The sequence below is a fragment of the Agarivorans sp. QJM3NY_33 genome, assembly GCF_050870865.2.
GTDB lineage: Bacteria > Pseudomonadota > Gammaproteobacteria > Enterobacterales > Celerinatantimonadaceae > Agarivorans.
The window spans coordinates 14,847-32,371 of the sequence record NZ_CP194039.2; the positions used below are offsets into that span (position 1 = coordinate 14,847).

Genomic DNA, 17,525 nt, shown 5'->3' on the forward strand with positions numbered 1-17,525 from the left:
TATTGCTATGCGTCGTGAACGCCCCATGGATAATAGAAAAACCACCACATTGGTTTTTTTGCTCGTCAGGAGTATCTAAATACTCATGGGCAGGTTGAAGCAGGGAGTACATTTCTGATGAGCTATTGGTGATGTATAAAAACAAACCTTACCTCAGTATTGGCAATCGTTATGTGGCCAAGCTATTCATCATTCGCAAGTGATTGTAGAAACGAATTCACAAACCCTCTTGATTGAAGCGATCGCTGGTTTTTTGATGACGGATCTATTATTTTTACTCTTCAAATCTTTGTTTTAGGGCATCGATGAAGTCAGTGGCGATTCAAATATCGAATTTCGAACGCTATAAGAATGTAATTCACCAATAGTGTGTTTCTTTTAGCTTTAGCTACTTGGCTGCTTTGACAACCCGCGCTAGTTTGATAGCTGCATATTGGGGCTCGGCTTTTGGATCGTTTAAGAAATTGCTGATCACATCAAAGATGGCACCTTGCACTTTTTCGCTTACCGCTAAGCCGTGGGCCATACTCGGTACCAAATCACCCGATTTGTTACTGGCTTTAAATGCGGCCATCGAGTCTAAAGCGCAGCTATCAAATTGCTTCATATCCATATCGATCCGAACTGGAATAGAGCCTTTGTTGAGGTTAAATATGGTTTGGAACTCGGGGGTGAGAATGGTTTTTGCGAGGCTTTTTTGAGCCTTAATATCTTCAGGTTTATTTAGTTCAAACATTGCAAAACTGTCGATATTAAAGATAAATTGCTGTTGTGTGCCGGGAGCGGGGACGCAAACAAAGTCTTTACCTGGTTGTTTACCTGCGGCAATAAACTCACCCTTGGCCCAGTCCCCCATAATTTGCATGCCGGCTGTACCATTAATTACCATACTGGTTGCCATATTCCAGTCTCGTCCGGGGGAGTCACTATCGATATAGTGGCTTATTTTTTTTAATACGCGAAAGACTTCGACCATTTTGTCTCCGCCTAAAGTCTTATCATCTAGTTTTACGAAAGCCTTCAGGTAGTCTTTCGCACCTAAAATATCTAAGGCTAGCGTCTCAAATAAAGTCGCATTCTGCCAATTCTGCCCACCGTGGGCGAGGGGAATAAACCCGGCGGCTTGTAGTTTGTCTGCAGCGGTGAAAAATTCAGCCAAGGTGGTTGGGATTTTTGCGTCTGCTTTTGCAAATACAGCTGGGTTTGCCCATAACCAGTTTACTCGATGCACATTTAGCGGGACGGCAACGTAGTTGCCCTGATACTTCATAATATCTGTCACGACTTTGGGGATCACATCGTCCCAATGTTCTTCTGCTGCGACGTCGTTAAGGTTACTTAAGAACCCTAGTTCTGCCCATTCTTGAATATCGGGGCCTTTTAGTTGTGCAGCGGCTGGTGGATTACCTGAAATTGCGCGGGTTTTTAACACCGTCATCGCGCTTTCTCCACCTCCTCCAGCAACCGCAAAGTCTTTCCAACTATGCCCTTGGGCTTCAAGCATTTTCTTTAAAACATTCACCGATTTGGCTTCACCGCCGGAGGTCCACCAATGTAAAACCTCAACTTCTCCCGCGTAGGCGGAATTAAGCGAATAGCAGAATATAAGAGTGGAGAAGAAAGTCGTTAATTTGCGCATAGTTAGACCTTATTATTTTTATTTAAGCTCTATCACTTATGTTGAGCATACTAGCCTGAATACTGCAGATAAAACCCAACCGATGAAGCAAATCTTAACTAGAGCTCTATTTGATGTGAGGGAGTCGCAGTTTCACTTCTAAGCCGCCTTGAGGCAGGTTTTGTAAGCATATATTTCCCCCGTGAGCGTGGGCGATATTACGAGCAATACCAAGGCCCAAGCCTGAACCTGACTTCGCTTTATTTAAGCGAACATAAGGGTTGAATACTTCGCTTAATTGAGCTTCTGGGATCCCTGGTCCATGATCGACAAATAGCAAGCAAAGCTCGTTGTCATCATCGAGCAAATAAATTTCGATTTTGTCACCGTATTTAATTCCATTCTCAATCAAATTAGCGATGCAGCGCTTGATCGCTAGGGGTTTACCACGGTAAGGGGAATTCGTCTCTCCAAACACGCTGACTTTATCGAGATACGGTTCGATACAATACTTTAGATGAGACATGATGTTGATATCGGTTAGATTTTCATGGATATCGGTGTCTTTTACCGTTTGCAGGGCACCTTTAGCCATAATTTCCAGTTCATCTAAATCTCGATTGAAGGCGTCAATGACATTGTCATCATCGAGCAATTCTGCGCGTAGCCGTAGCCGGGTAATCGGGGTTTTTAAATCATGAGAAATGGAACGAAATAGCTGTTCTCGATCTTCAATATAACGTTTTAGCTTACTTTGCATGGTATTAAAGGCACGGGTCGCTTTGCGAATTTCATCACTGCCTTCTTCTACCAAAGGTGCTTGGAATAAGTCGATCGTAAGGCGTGAGGCGGCTTTTGCTAAACGGCGTAGCGGACGAGTTTGTCGGCGCACGAGTATGAAGGTGAAAACCAGCAGAAAGACCGTCATTAAGGTGATAAACATTACGCGACCCTTGGGTAATAAACTATCATCCAAGTTCATATATGGGGCTGGGAGTAGCGCAGCTAGGTAAATCCACTCTCCACTTTCTAGTTCTATTTGGGTGACCAATATGGGTGGGTTCAAGGGTTTTATTTGCAGGCTATGCGAGGCCCAAGAAGAGGGTAAGTCTTGTAGTAATATATCGTTTTTTAAGACATGCAATTGATCGGGCAAGGAAAAGTCAACGTCAATTTTAGTGCTGCGATTGAGTTCTCGATGCAGAACATCGCTGACCGTTTGAATTACCAGATTTTTGTGATAACTGTCAGGAATGGAATTGATTTTAATGTACTCTCGATTGAGTGACACAAAGAAGCGAGTGCCGCCCATCTTACGTAACTGATTGAGTACAATGTGGCGATATTCAGAAGGTAAAGATTCAAAAAATGTCACCGTCGAGGCTAAGCTCAGCGCTAGGTTGCGAGAGGTGGCACTAAGGCCTTCACTCTCTGATTGGCGCAACTGATAAAACCAAATGAAGCTACTGGCACCTTGGGCCAGTGCAATGGCGAGCAATAGCAGCAATAGCATTCTTGCTAATAAAGAATTTGGCTTTATCCGCTGTAATAGCCGATTAAACTTCATGACTCACTTGAGTCACCATCATGTAACCTGAGCCTCGAATGGTACGGATCAGCCGAGCCTGACTGCCATCATCTTTTAAGCGTTGGCGTAGCCGGCTAATTTGTACGTCAATTCCTCGCTCCATGGGTAAGCTTTCGCGGCCGCGAGTGGCATCACTAATGGTATCCCGGTCGAGGGTTTCGTTCGGGTGTTGCAAAAATAGCTGCAATAAACGGTAATCGCTGCTGGATAACTCCAGCGTCTCTCCGTCTTCATGTTCCAGTTGCTGACTTTGAGTATCTAGGCGCCACTGGCCGAAACGAATGTAGCGAGTATTTTGCTGAGCATTGGCGGTGACTTGAGAGCGGCGCAGTAAGGCCTTAATTCGCGCCAGTAGTTCGCGAGGGTTAAACGGTTTTCCAATGTAATCATCGGCACCCAACTCGAGACCAACAATCCGATCCATTTCATCGGAATTAGCGGTGAGCATGATAATTGGTACATTGGAGGTTCGGCGGATTTTTTGGCATAAGGTAAAGCCGTCATCGCCCGGTAACATGATGTCGAGAATGATGAGTTCTGGTTTATTGGTTTCCAGTAGTTTTGCCATTTCTATACCGTCATTGGCACTGATCACTTCAAAGCCTGATTTACTTAAGTATTGCTCAAGTAAGCTTCTAATTTCTAAGTCATCATCAACGACGAGCAGTTGTTTTGCAAAAACCATGGTTGTCTATTCAATATTAGTGTTATTCATTTGTACTAAGAATAACAAACAACGTGGCAGGGGCGAAATGCTTCACATCATTAAGCAAGAAAAATGGGAGCTAAATGCTCCCATTGGTTCTTTATCCGCAGATTTAGGGGCGTTCAAATATTGTTGCGATGCCTTGTCCTAAACCAATACACATGGTTGCAAGCCCTAGCTTGGCATCTTTGGCTTCCATTAGGTTGATCAGAGTGGTCGAGATACGGGTTCCAGAACAGCCTAGTGGATGGCCTAAAGCAATGGCTCCGCCATTCAGATTTATCTTGTCTTCTAGTTGGTCCATGAGGCCCAGTTCCTTCACACAAGGAAGTGATTGTGCGGCAAATGCTTCGTTGAGTTCGAAAAGGTCGATATCTTCGAGCGTCAAACCAGCACGTTTTAAAGCCTTTTGGGTGGCGGGCACTGGCCCGTAGCCCATAATGGACGGATCGCAGCCAGCAATGGCCATGGCGCGAACTTTCGCGCGGATCGGTAAACCCAGCTCCGCGGCCTTTTCGGCAGACATGATGAGCATTGCCGACGCCCCATCAGATAAGGCTGAGGAGGTACCCGCGGTCACTTTACCGTTAACCGGGTCAAAGGCTGGGCGGAGTTGCGCGAGACCTTCAATAGTGGTTTCAGGGCGGATCACTTCGTCAGTTTCTATCAGGCTCAGTGTCCCATTGGTATCATGCCCTTCGATGGGAAGAATTTCTCTGGCAAAACGCCCCTCAATGGTGGCTTGATGGGCTAGACGGTGGGAGCGAGCGCCAAAGGCGTCCATTGCTTCGCGGCTAATACCATGCATTTGCGACAGTAATTCTGCCGTTAAGCCCATCATGCCTGCCGCTTTAGCCACCGACTTGGTCATTCCAGGGTGAAAGTCGACGCCATGGCTCATTGGAACATGCCCCATATGTTCTACTCCGCCAACGATAAAGATATCTCCTTGGTCGGCCATGATGGCACGTGCCGCGTCATGTAAGGCTTGCATCGATGAACCACATAAACGATTCACCGTGACCGCGCCAGTGGTATGTGGTAAACCCGCCAGTAAGGCGGCATTGCGCGCGATATTAAAACCTTGTTCTAAGGTTTGTTGAACACAGCCCCAATAGACATCCTCAATATCATTTGGATCGAGAGCTGGATTACGTTTTAACAAGCCTTTCATTAAATGTGCGGATAAGTCTTCTGCGCGAACATGTCTAAAACAGCCATTCTTAGAGCGGCCCATGGGGGTGCGAATACAATCTACAATAACCACTTCTTTCATTTTATATTCCTCCATTAGCCTTGTGTCGCGTAGTAAGTTTCGCCTGCTGCGGCTTTGGCGCGTAGGCCGTCTGTAACCTGGTAGAGTGGTCCGAGAGCTGCGTACTGGTCGGCCAAGGCGACATATTCAGCCAAGCCCATGCTATCGAGGTAGCGAAATATCCCGCCACGGAACGGTGGAAAACCTAAACCATAAACCAAGGCCATGTCTGCCTCTCCGGGGCTCTGCACAATGCCTTCCTCTAAGCAACGCACCACTTCGTTAATCATCGGAATCATCATCCGGGCAATAATTTGCTGGCTGCTGTAATCTTGGCTTTGCGGGCTGAGTGCCGTGAGTAGCTGATAAGTACTTGGGTCGGCATCTTTTTTGGGTTTACCTCTTTGATCTTTGGTATAGGTATAGAAACCCAATCCATTTTTTTGACCAAAGCGTTGCGCCTGATACATTAGATCAATGGCATCTTCGCCGACTTTGCTCATTCGCTCAGGAAAACCCTCGGCCATCACCGCACCGGCGTGGTGGCCAGTATCAATCCCCACAACATCTAATAAGTAAGCGGGGCCCATTGGCCAGCCAAATTGTTTTTCCATGATCTTATCTACTTTGACAAAATCTGCGCCATCTTGAATGAGGCGGCTAAAGCCAAAAAAGTAGGGAAATAACACCCGATTAACAAAGAAACCCGGGCAATCATTGACTACCACCGGGGTTTTCCCCATCTTGGCTGCATAGGCCACCACACTGTCGATGGTTGCTTGCGAGCTGTGTTTGCCACGGATCACTTCTACCAGTGGCATGCGATGTACTGGATTGAAAAAATGCATCCCACAGAATTTGTCTGGGCGACAGAGATTGTCAGCTAACAAAGAGATTGGAATGGTTGAAGTATTTGAAACAATGATGGTGTTTTCACTCACATGTTGTTCTACTTCTTTGAGTACCGCTGCTTTGATTTTGGGATTTTCAACCACCGCTTCTACCACAATATTGCTATTCGCGAGCGATTGGTAGTTTAAACTCGGTTGAATGGCCGATAGAACCTTAGCCATTTTTAGGCCATCAATGCGACCGCGTTCCAGTTGTTTATTGAGTAATTTGCTGGCTTCGTTCATGCCTAAATCTAAAGCCGCCTGATTGATGTCTTTCATTACTGCGGGTACACCACGACTGGCACTTTGGTAGGCAATACCGCCCCCCATAATACCTGCACCGAGTACCGCTGCTTGCTCAATTCGCTGGGCGTTTTTACTGGACTTCTTGGCCAAAGCTTTAAGCTGTTGATCGTTTAAGAAGATACCAACCAATGCTTGCGCGACATCCGATTGAGCCAAACCGATGAAGTTTTTGCCTTCTAGCGCTAATGCTTCTGTACGTTTAAAACTGGCTGCTTTTTCAATGGTCGAGACTGCAGTCATGGGAGCAGGGTAGTGAGGTCCGGCTTTGGCCATCACCAACCCTTTGGCACAGTTAAAGCTCATCATTGCTTCAACTTTATTTAAATTGAGTGGACTGAGCTTTACTTGGCGTCGCTCTTGCCAATCAATTTTGCCGGTAATTGCATCTTCAAGCATACTCAAAGCGGCTGATTTGAGGTTATCGGGGTGAACCATCGCATCAAGTGCAGCAAATTTGAGTGCTTCGGCAGCCTTATAAGTTTTACCGGTGGTGATCCATTCCATGGCGTTATCGGCACCAATCACCCGTGGCAATCGCACGGTGCCACCAAAACCCGGCATAATACCCAGTTGAGTTTCTGGCAGACCGATGCTGGCGTTACTGTCAGCAACCCGCAAGTCGGTAGCAAGAATGAGCTCACAACCACCGCCTAGCGCAAAGCCATTAATTGCCGAAATAGTTGGCACATTAAGATCTTCTAAGGCGTTAAAAATATCATTTGCTTTGGTGAGCCACGCGGCGAGTTCAGCCTCGGGAAGCGCAAATAAGCCTAAGAACTCGGTGATGTCAGCGCCCACGATGAAGCTATCTTTGCTCGAGCTGACTAATAAGCCTGTTAATTCACTTTGTTGCTGCAAGGTCTCTATCGCTTCTGCTAAAGAGATTAACGTGCTGCGGTCTAATTTATTGACACTTCCTTTGTTGGCATCGAATGTTAATTCAGCGATGCCAGCGGCAATATAGCGAACACTCAGGTTCTCGCCTTGATATATCATTCTGCTCTCCTTGTTGCTGATGTACATAGCACCAGTTTTGTGTAGGGACTAGAGGTTAAATATGTAATCAAGTTGTTACTCAAACATTAAAGCAAATATAACACTCATTTTAAACACTTGTTTGATAATTTGTTGTTTGTGGCACAAAAGGTCGCTGTAAACACGAGTAAATAAAATTAAGTCATGCTAAATTAAATGCTCTAGATCCAACTATGTTTGTGTTAAATGCGCTATAACTAACAAGCTAACTAATAGTCGTAGGGAGAGTGTAATGCCAACTATTCAACAACTGTTTACCCAGCATATAGAGCAGTTACAGTTGCGGGTTGCCGATGTATTAGAGCGCGAGCAATTAGAGGCTTTAATCATTCACTCTGGCTATCCTTTGCGAATTTTTTTGGATGATCAGCATTACCCTTTTCAAACCAATCCTCACTTTAAACATTGGTTGCCTTTAACCGAGCATCCGCATTGTTGGTTAGTGGTCAACGGTGTTGATAAGCCGACGCTGATTTATCATCAAGCGAGCGATTACTGGCATAAGGCTACTTCCAGCCCTAGTGGATTTTGGGTCGACTTTTTTGACATCCGAGTGATGAAGCATCCACAAGATATCGAGCCTTTTTTGCCGAAACAACGACAACGCTGCGCCTATATTGGGGAGCATCCTGAATTAGCCGAAGCTTTGGAAATTGGTGAACGCAATCCAGAGTTGGTTTTAAATTACTTACATTATTACCGTGCTTATAAAACTGATTACGAGTTAGAGTGTATTCAGGAAGCGAATCATCGTGCGGTGAAAGCGCATCTAGTCGCCAAGGAGCTGTTTTTGGCGGGTGCATCAGAATTTGAAATGAACTTGGCTTACCTCTCAAGCTTAGGGCGAGGTGAGCACTCACTTCCTTACGCTAATATTATAGCTTTAAATGAAAACGCCTCCATATTGCATTACACCGCTTTAAGTGCCAGTAAGTTAGCCGAGCAAAAACGTTATTCATTGTTAATTGACGCGGGGGCCGAGTACCGCGGCTATGCTGCCGATATCACCCGCAGTTATGCTTATAGAAAAGGTTTATTTGCAGAGCTGGTGCTGGAAATGGATATATTACAACAATCGCTGGTGAACGATCTGAAACCGGGTTATCGCTATACCGATTTACACCTTAAAGCGCATCGTAAATTGGCCAAATTGCTGGTGGATTTTGAATTTGTTTATTGTAGTGCCGCAGCAGCTGTTGAAACGGGAATTACCCGTTGTTTTTTTCCTCACGGTTTGGGCCATCACCTTGGTTTACAAGTGCACGATGTGGGCGGTTTGATGCAAGATGAAGATGGTACGGTACTCGCGGCTCCAACTCTCGATCCCTTTCTGCGTTGTACCCGCATGCTGGAACCTCGACAAGTACTGACAATTGAGCCTGGTCTTTATTTTATCCCTTCTTTATTAGCCGAATTGGCTGAATCTGAGCACACTCGCTTGATTAATTGGTCTCGGGTTGATGAAATGCGCCGCTTTGGTGGGATCCGTATCGAAGATAATGTGGTAATTACCGCGTTGAGTTGTGACAACTTAACGCGTGCGGGCAATTGGAGTTAAACATTCAAACTGATAGTTATTTACGTCCCTCGCAGTTGGTAAGCCGAGAACAAGAAATTAAGCGTAGTCGTTTTATTAGTATTATCGCGCCCGTAGCGGATCGTCGGCAGGCCCAACAACAGCTTGCTGAGATAAAGTCGCAGCATCTTCAGGCGCGTCATCATTGCTGGGCGTTTATTGCCGGCCATCCTCTGGATTCTCAGTGCTTAGGTTTTAGTGATGATGGAGAACCTTCTGGTACCGCGGGAAAACCGATGTTAGCGCAGTTACAAGGCAGCGGCTTAGGCCAAATATTATCGGTGGTGGTTCGTTATTCTGGAGGCATCAAGTTGGGGACTGGGGGCTTAGTCAGGGCTTATGGTGGTGGCGTACAACAAGCATTAAAATTACTGCAAACTGAACCCGTAATTGCTTGTGGATGTTGTGATCTAGAATTTGATTACGCCTTTACGACTCAAGTAGAAATGTTGCTGAATAAGGTTCAAGGGGTAAAACTGGAGACCGAATTTAGCAATCAGGCAAAAATGCAGGTGAGTTTACCAATCAGTGAGTATGCTGGATTTAAACAACAGCTGATTAATTTATCGAGTGGGCAAATTGTCGTGACTAAGCTACGTGCTTAAGTTGTCATAGGTGATGCTTTACTTCAAGATATACAGCATTATCTCAATCTAATAAGAGAAACAATACCGATGCAAATCAGGGCGATAGTTAGGATCGTCGGATTACTTGTGATGCTATTTAGCCTCACCATGATTATTCCGGCCGTTGTCGCTGCGGTATATAAAGACGGTGCCGGTAAAGCCTTTATGGCTGCTTTTGCTATCTGTATTAGCGCTGGGTTTCTATTATGGTTTCCACAGCGGCAACAAAAAACAGAGCTAAAGGCTAAAGAAGGCTTTCTAATTGTGGTGTTGTTTTGGACGGTGTTGGGGAGTGTTGCGGCCTTACCTTTTATCTTGTCCGAACAGCCAAATATGAGTATCACCGATTCTTTCTTTGAATCGTTCTCTGGGCTCACGACCACCGGCGCGACAGTTATTGTCGGGATTGAATATTTGCCGAAAGCGATTTTGTTTTACCGGCAAATGCTGCAATGGTTAGGAGGGATGGGGATCATCGTTTTGGCTGTGGCTGTTTTGCCGATCCTCGGTGTTGGAGGAATGCAGCTTTACCGCGCGGAAATACCTGGTCCAGTCAAAGATAAAAAAATGACCCCGCGGATCGCCGAGACCGCCAAGGTGCTTTGGTATATCTATTTATTTTTAACGGTGAGTTGTGGGGTCGCATTCTGGCTGGCCGGAATGTCAATATTTGATGCCGTTTGTCATGCTTTTTCAACTATCGCGATTGGTGGGTTTTCTACGTATGATGCTAGTTTAGGGCATTTTGACAGCGCCTTAATTAATACCATCTGTGCGGTATTTTTAATTATCTCGGGGATTAACTTCTCGCTGCATTTTGCGGCCATCAACAGTAGAAGCATTACTTTTAAATACTATTTTCTCGATCCCGAATGCCGCGCCTTCTTCTTTATACAAATTTGTTTAACTTTAGTGTGTTTTGCAGTGTTACTGGGTCAACAAGTTTATGATTCAGCAGCATTTGCCTTAGACCAAGCTTTTGTTCAATCGGTCTCTATTTCTACAACCGCTGGGTTTACCACCACCAGTTTCTCTGAGTGGCCGCTGTTCCTACCCGTGTTATTAGTTTTTTCTAGCTTCATTGGTGGCTGTGCGGGTTCTACTGGCGGGGGACTCAAAGTGATTCGGGTTTTCTTATTGAGTTTACAAGGCATGCGTGAGTTAAAGCGTTTGGTACATCCTCGTGCGGTCTACCAAATTAAATTGGCCAATAAGGCGCTTCCTGACCGAGTATTAGAAGCGGTCTGGGGATTCTTTTCTGCGTATGCCCTCGTGTTTGTGATCTGTATGTTGTCATTGATAGCGGCGGGGATGGACGAGTTATCGGCGTTTTCAGCGGTGGTCGCCTGTTTGAATAACTTAGGCCCTGGTCTGGGTCAAGTCGCGGTACACTACTCAGATATTACCGATGCCAGTAAGTGGGTATTGTTGATTGCTATGTTATTTGGTCGCTTAGAAGTGTTTACCTTATTAGTACTATTCACTCCAGTTTTTTGGAAAAGTTAGTCATGAAATTATTGGTGTTATATTCAAGTTGTGAGGGTCAAACCTTAAAAATTGCTCAGCATATCGTTGCCCAACAAGCCGAGCCAGATGTTCAGGTTGACTATGTCTCACTTGACCAGAGGACAAGCTGGCCAGATCTCAGTCAATACACCAAGGTTCTGATTGGTGCTTCAATTCGTTATGGTAAGTTTCGTCCGCAGTTGTTTGAATATCTGGCGACCTATCAAAAGTCGCTGGCAACAATGCCGGTGGCTTTTTTTGGTGTATGTCTAACGGCTCGTAAACCAGAAAAGAGTCGTCCAGAAACCAGCGTCTATATGCAGAAGCTAAATCACAATGCCGCTTGGATGCCAAATTTGCAGGCGATATTTGCTGGCGCGCTGCTTTATTCACGTTATAACTGGTGGCAGACTCTCATTATCCAGTTGATCATGAAAATAACGGGTGGCAGTACCGATACTAGTCAAGATATAGAGTTAACCGATTGGGCAAAGGTTAATCAATTCTCCATTTTGTTTGGCAAGCTGAGTAATAAAAGCGCAAGTTGATGGTTTTTTGTAAGCACCTGTATAAGCTTTGAGCAGTTAAACAAAAAACTGTGATTTTCTTCAAAAAAGGCTTGCACCGTAAGCGCGGATCCCTATAATGCGACTCCACTGACACGGCAGGCAGCACGCAATAGCGCAGCGGCAAGCGGTCAGGGTTGGTAAGGCCTGAGGCTTTATTAGCGACGGTTAAACGCTTCAAACTTTCCTTAGGAAACTTCTTCGGAAAAGATTGAAAAAAGCGGTTGACAGTCACCGAGGATGGCGTAGAATGCGCACCTCGCTTCGCAAGAAGCAACGCTCTTTAACAATTTATCAAGCAATCTGTGTGAGCACTCACAGAGCACTAAGCGAAAAAAATTAGCTTAAGTGGACTGGAGTGACACACTGTTTTAACAGTAATAATTTCAGTATTTACTTTGAGCGAAAAAACTTTGATTGAAGAGTTTGATCATGGCTCAGATTGAACGCTGGCGGCAGGCTTAACACATGCAAGTCGAGCGGTAACATTTCTAGCTTGCTAGAAGATGACGAGCGGCGGACGGGTGAGTAATGCTTGGGAATATGCCTTTACGTGGGGGACAACAGTTGGAAACGACTGCTAATACCGCATAATGTCTTCGGACCAAAGGAGGGGACTCTTCGGAGCCTTTCGCGTAGAGATTAGCCCAAGTGGGATTAGCTAGTTGGTGGGGTAATGGCTCACCAAGGCGACGATCCCTAGCTGGTTTGAGAGGATGATCAGCCACACTGGGACTGAGACACGGCCCAGACTCCTACGGGAGGCAGCAGTGGGGAATATTGCACAATGGGCGAAAGCCTGATGCAGCCATGCCGCGTGTGTGAAGAAGGCCTTCGGGTTGTAAAGCACTTTCAGTTGTGAGGAAGGCAATATGCTTAATACGTATATTGTTTGACGTTAGCGACAGAAGAAGGACCGGCTAACTCCGTGCCAGCAGCCGCGGTAATACGGAGGGTCCGAGCGTTAATCGGAATTACTGGGCGTAAAGCGTACGCAGGCGGCTTTTTAAGCCAGATGTGAAATCCCCGGGCTCAACCTGGGAATGGCATTTGGAACTGGGAAGCTAGAGTTTTGTAGAGGGTGGTAGAATTTCAGGTGTAGCGGTGAAATGCGTAGAGATCTGAAGGAATACCAGTGGCGAAGGCGGCCACCTGGACAAAAACTGACGCTCATGTACGAAAGCGTGGGGAGCAAACAGGATTAGATACCCTGGTAGTCCACGCCGTAAACGATGTCTACTAGTTGTCTGTGGGTTTAACCCGTGGGTAACGCAGCTAACGCATTAAGTAGACCGCCTGGGGAGTACGGCCGCAAGGTTAAAACTCAAATGAATTGACGGGGGCCCGCACAAGCGGTGGAGCATGTGGTTTAATTCGATGCAACGCGAAGAACCTTACCTGCCCTTGACATACTAAGAACTTTCCAGAGATGGATTGGTGCCTTCGGGAGCTTAGATACAGGTGCTGCATGGCTGTCGTCAGCTCGTGTCGTGAGATGTTGGGTTAAGTCCCGCAACGAGCGCAACCCTTATCCTTATTTGCCAGCACGTGATGGTGGGAACTCTAGGGAGACTGCCGGTGATAAACCGGAGGAAGGTGGGGACGACGTCAAGTCATCATGGCCCTTACGGGCAGGGCTACACACGTGCTACAATGGCATGTACAGAGGGATGCGAACTCGCGAGAGCAAGCGGACCCCAGAAAGCATGTCGTAGTCCGGATCGGAGTCTGCAACTCGACTCCGTGAAGTCGGAATCGCTAGTAATCGTGGATCAGAATGCCACGGTGAATACGTTCCCGGGCCTTGTACACACCGCCCGTCACACCATGGGAGTGGGCTGCAAAAGAAGTGGGTAGTTTAACCTTCGGGAGGACGCTCACCACTTTGTGGTTCATGACTGGGGTGAAGTCGTAACAAGGTAGCCCTAGGGGAACCTGGGGCTGGATCACCTCCTTATTATGAACGTTTATGTTTTGTGACGTGTTCACACAGATTGCTTGATAGAAAGTAGAGAGAAGTTGACACCTGTTTAGGTCTGTAGCTCAGCTGGTTAGAGCGCACCCCTGATAAGGGTGAGGTCGGCAGTTCAAGTCTGCCCAGACCTACCAAGGTGCAACTTTTAGTAAGAAATGGGGCTATAGCTCAGCTGGGAGAGCGCCTGCCTTGCACGCAGGAGGTCTGCGGTTCGATCCCGCATAGCTCCACCACTTCTTACCTAAAAACCAAAGATAAGTCGCCAAAAGATGGCCATTTAGCTTTGGTTTTTTTATGAACCAATGCTCTTTAACAATTTGGAAAAGCTGATAAAAAAATATCTCAAAAATACGAGTTAAATAACAAGTGTTTTTGGTATTCAAAAAAATAAGGTGATCGTACTCGAGTGGCAGGATTTATACAGCCTGACCATTCAAGTGATTTAAGCGACAACATTTAGGTGTTGTATGGTTAAGTGACTAAGCGTATACGGTGGATGCCTTGGCAGTCAGAGGCGATGAAGGACGTGTTAATCTGCGATAAGCCATGTTGAGTCGATAAAAGACGCAATAGACATGGATTTCCGAATGGGGAAACCCACTGCATTTTATGCAGTATCGTAACGTGAATACATAGCGTTGCGAGGCGAACCCGGGGAACTGAAACATCTAAGTACCCGGAGGAAAAGAAATCAACCGAGATTCTGGTAGTAGCGGCGAGCGAACCCGGATTAGCCCTTAAGCTTCTTATAATTTAGTGGAACAAGCTGGAAAGTTTGGCCGTAGCGGGTGATAGCCCCGTACACGAAAGGTGATTTGAAGTGAAAACGAGTAGGACGGCACACGTGATATGTTGTCTGAATATGGGGGGACCATCCTCCAAGGCTAAATACTCCTGACTGACCGATAGTGAACCAGTACCGTGAGGGAAAGGCGAAAAGAACCCCTGTGAGGGGAGTGAAATAGAACCTGAAACCGTATACGTACAAGCAGTGGGAGCCTCTTTGTGAGGTGACTGCGTACCTTTTGTATAATGGGTCAACGACTTAATTTCAGTAGCAAGGTTAAGCGAATAGCGGAGCCGTAGGGAAACCGAGTGTTAACTGCGCGCATAGTTGCTGGGATTAGACCCGAAACCCGGTGATCTAGCCATGGGCAGGTTGAAGATTGGGTAACACCAATTGGAGGACCGAACCGACTAATGTTGAAAAATTAGCGGATGACTTGTGGCTGGGGGTGAAAGGCCAATCAAACCGGGAGATAGCTGGTTCTCCTCGAAAGCTATTTAGGTAGCGCCTCGGACGAATACTAGTGGGGGTAGAGCACTGTTAAGGCTAGGGGGTCATCCCGACTTACCAACCCTTTGCAAACTCCGAATACCACTAAGTACTATCCGGGAGACACACGGCGGGTGCTAACGTCCGTCGTGAAAAGGGAAACAACCCAGACCGTCAGCTAAGGTCCCAAAGTCATAGCTAAGTGGGAAACGATGTGGGAAGGCTTAGACAGCCAGGATGTTGGCTTAGAAGCAGCCATCATTTAAAGAAAGCGTAATAGCTCACTGGTCGAGTCGGCCTGCGCGGAAGATGTAACGGGGCTAAGCTATGCACCGAAGCTACGGGTACTTGCTTTGCAAGTGCGGTAGAGGAGCGTTCTGTAAGCCGTTGAAGGTGATTCGTAAGGATTGCTGGAGGTATCAGAAGTGCGAATGTTGACATGAGTAACGATAAAGGGGGTGAAAAGCCCCCTCGCCGAAAGACCAAGGTTTCCTGTTCAATGTTAATCAGAGCAGGGTGAGTCGGCCCCTAAGGCGAGACTGAAAAGTGTAGTCGATGGGAAACAGGTTAATATTCCTGTACTTCGTATAATTGCGATGGGAGGACGGAGAAGGCTAGGCCAGCGCGGCGATTGGTAGTCCGCGTTTAAGGTTGTAGGCTGGACACTTAGGAAAATCCGGGTGTCTAAGGCTGAGGATTGATGACGAGTCACTAAGGTGATGAAGTGGTTGATGCCCTGCTTCCAGGAAAAGTCTCTAAGCTTCAGATTATACGAAACCGTACCCCAAACCGACACAGGTGGTTGGGTAGAGAATACCAAGGCGCTTGAGAGAACTCGGGTGAAGGAACTAGGCAAAATGGTACCGTAACTTCGGGAGAAGGTACGCTGCTGTTGGTGATGGGACTTGCTCCCTAAGCTGACGGCAGTCGCAGATACCAGTTGGCTGCAACTGTTTATTAAAAACACAGCACTGTGCTAAATCGAAAGATGACGTATACGGTGTGACGCCTGCCCGGTGCCGGAAGGTTAATTGATGTGGTTAGCGCAAGCGAAGCTATTGATCGAAGCCCCGGTAAACGGCGGCCGTAACTATAACGGTCCTAAGGTAGCGAAATTCCTTGTCGGGTAAGTTCCGACCTGCACGAATGGCGTAATGATGGCCAAGCTGTCTCCACCCGAGACTCAGTGAAATTGAAATTGCCGTGAAGATGCGGTGTACCCGCGGCTAGACGGAAAGACCCCGTGAACCTTTACTACAGCTTGACACTGAACATTGACCCTACATGTGTAGGATAGGTGGGAGGCTTTGAAGCGTTGTCGCTAGATGATGTGGAGCCGACCTTGAAATACCACCCTTGTAGTGTTGATGTTCTAACGTTGTCCCGTTATCCGGGATGCGGACAGTGTCTGGTGGGTAGTTTGACTGGGGCGGTCTCCTCCCAAAGAGTAACGGAGGAGCACGAAGGTTGGCTAAGTACGGTCGGACATCGTACGGTTAGTGCAATGGCATAAGCCAGCTTAACTGCGAGACAGACACGTCGAGCAGGTACGAAAGTAGGTCATAGTGATCCGGTGGTTCTGTATGGAAGGGCCATCGCTCAACGGATAAAAGGTACTCCGGGGATAACAGGCTGATACCGCCCAAGAGTTCATATCGACGGCGGTGTTTGGCACCTCGATGTCGGCTCATCACATCCTGGGGCTGAAGTCGGTCCCAAGGGTATGGCTGTTCGCCATTTAAAGTGGTACGCGAGCTGGGTTTAGAACGTCGTGAGACAGTTCGGTCCCTATCTGCCGTGGGCGTTTGAGAATTGAAGGGAGCTGCTCCTAGTACGAGAGGACCGGAGTGGACGAACCGCTGGTGTTTGGGTTGTTATGCCAATAGCATTGCCCAGTAGCTACGTTCGGAACTGATAACCGCTGAAAGCATCTAAGCGGGAAGCAGGCCTTGAGATTAATTCTCACTAGGACTTTAAGTCCTCTGAAGGGCCGTTGGAGACTACAACGTTGATAGGCAAGGTGTGTAAGTGCTGTGAGGCATTGAGCTAACTTGTACTAATTACCCGTGAGGCTTAACCATACAACACCTAAAGGGTGTTGCTTATAGATACTTTATTTTAGAAACCAAGAGTGCTTGTTATACTCGTGGGATATATCAGTTTTTTCGAATGTTAAAGACAACAAGTTTTTGCCTGGTGGCAATAGCGTTGTGGAACCACCTGAACCCATGCCGAACTCAGAAGTGAAACGCAACTGCGCCGATGATAGTGTGGGGTCTCCCCATGTGAAAGTAGGTCACTGCCAGGCGCCTATTTTAAAAACCCAGCTATGTGCTGGGTTTTTTTATGTCTGAAATTGCCATGTGAAAGTAGGCTGGATATTGCCAGGCGCCTATTGAGAGAAAGCCTACCCTCACGGATAGGCTTTTTTTATGTCTGGGATTTAGCAATGCTGCATCGCGCAGTTAACGCGAAGGTTTTATTCGTGAGCAGGATGGGACGCTTCGAAAATGTGTGCGTTTTTAGGCCGAAGTCGAAGCGTTTATGCGTGTTCGTATCACCATTTTTATATTTGCTGCATGTGATTTTTAGTGACTCG

Annotated in this window: 9 protein-coding genes, 2 tRNA genes and 3 rRNA genes; 9 read left to right on the forward strand and 5 right to left on the reverse strand. The window is 46.7% G+C overall.

Translation table 11 applies throughout. The annotated features are described in order from the left end of the window. Nucleotides 1-388 precede the first annotated feature (388 nt). The 5 genes from ACRRSY_RS00060 to fadB all read right to left on the reverse strand — a co-directional run bounded on the left by ACRRSY_RS00060 (nt 389) and on the right by fadB (nt 7,362). Nucleotides 389-1,639: an ABC transporter substrate-binding protein gene (locus tag ACRRSY_RS00060; RefSeq protein WP_432455240.1), complete on the reverse strand. Its 1,251-nt coding sequence runs from the start codon at nt 1,637-1,639 to the stop codon at nt 389-391. Nucleotides 1,640-1,745: 106 nt separating this feature from the next. Beyond that, nucleotides 1,746-3,185 (reverse strand): ATP-binding protein, encoded by a 1,440-nt coding sequence (locus ACRRSY_RS00065; RefSeq protein ID WP_432455239.1) that lies wholly within the window; start codon nt 3,183-3,185, stop codon nt 1,746-1,748. After that, nucleotides 3,175-3,891, reverse strand: a complete 717-nt coding sequence (locus ACRRSY_RS00070) for a response regulator (RefSeq protein WP_432455238.1) — start codon at nt 3,889-3,891, stop codon at nt 3,175-3,177. Before ACRRSY_RS00070 ends, ACRRSY_RS00065 begins: the two co-directional genes overlap by 11 nt. A gap of 133 nt (nt 3,892-4,024) precedes the next feature. Continuing rightward, the gene (fadA, locus tag ACRRSY_RS00075; RefSeq protein WP_432455237.1) at nt 4,025-5,188 is read right to left on the reverse strand and encodes an acetyl-CoA C-acyltransferase FadA; all 1,164 of its coding nucleotides are present in this window, start codon (nt 5,186-5,188) and stop codon (nt 4,025-4,027) included. A gap of 14 nt (nt 5,189-5,202) precedes the next feature. Beyond that, complete coding sequence (fadB, locus tag ACRRSY_RS00080) at nt 5,203-7,362, reverse strand: fatty acid oxidation complex subunit alpha FadB (protein WP_432464121.1); 2,160 nt, start codon at nt 7,360-7,362, stop codon at nt 5,203-5,205. Between the two features lie 271 nt (nt 7,363-7,633). Between fadB and pepQ the strand changes: the two genes are divergently transcribed. From pepQ to rrf, 9 genes are all read left to right on the forward strand, one after another. Continuing rightward, on the forward strand, nt 7,634-8,959 hold the full coding sequence (gene pepQ / locus ACRRSY_RS00085; protein ID WP_432455235.1) for a Xaa-Pro dipeptidase: 1,326 nt from the start codon (nt 7,634-7,636) through the stop codon (nt 8,957-8,959). Further along, nucleotides 8,950-9,582: a YigZ family protein gene (locus ACRRSY_RS00090; protein ID WP_432460558.1), complete on the forward strand. Its 633-nt coding sequence runs from the start codon at nt 8,950-8,952 to the stop codon at nt 9,580-9,582. The genes pepQ and ACRRSY_RS00090 overlap by 10 nt, the downstream gene beginning before the upstream one ends. A gap of 69 nt (nt 9,583-9,651) precedes the next feature. Further along, nucleotides 9,652-11,109 (forward strand): TrkH family potassium uptake protein, encoded by a 1,458-nt coding sequence (locus ACRRSY_RS00095; RefSeq protein ID WP_432455233.1) that lies wholly within the window; start codon nt 9,652-9,654, stop codon nt 11,107-11,109. A gap of 2 nt (nt 11,110-11,111) precedes the next feature. Next, nucleotides 11,112-11,657, forward strand: coding sequence for a menaquinone-dependent protoporphyrinogen IX dehydrogenase (gene hemG / locus ACRRSY_RS00100; RefSeq protein ID WP_432464122.1), 546 nt, complete (start codon nt 11,112-11,114; stop codon nt 11,655-11,657). Between the two features lie 432 nt (nt 11,658-12,089). Then, nucleotides 12,090-13,632: ribosomal RNA gene (locus tag ACRRSY_RS00105) — 16S ribosomal RNA — on the forward strand. A gap of 75 nt (nt 13,633-13,707) precedes the next feature. Then, nucleotides 13,708-13,784: transfer RNA gene (locus ACRRSY_RS00110), tRNA-Ile, on the forward strand. A gap of 23 nt (nt 13,785-13,807) precedes the next feature. Further along, nucleotides 13,808-13,883, forward strand: a tRNA-Ala gene (locus tag ACRRSY_RS00115). A gap of 236 nt (nt 13,884-14,119) precedes the next feature. Beyond that, nucleotides 14,120-17,007 (forward strand): 23S ribosomal RNA (locus ACRRSY_RS00120). Nucleotides 17,008-17,118: 111 nt separating this feature from the next. Continuing rightward, nucleotides 17,119-17,234, forward strand: a 5S ribosomal RNA gene (gene rrf, locus ACRRSY_RS00125). Together the 16S, 23S and 5S rRNA genes with 2 tRNA genes alongside form the textbook arrangement of a ribosomal RNA operon. Nucleotides 17,235-17,525 lie beyond the last annotated feature (291 nt).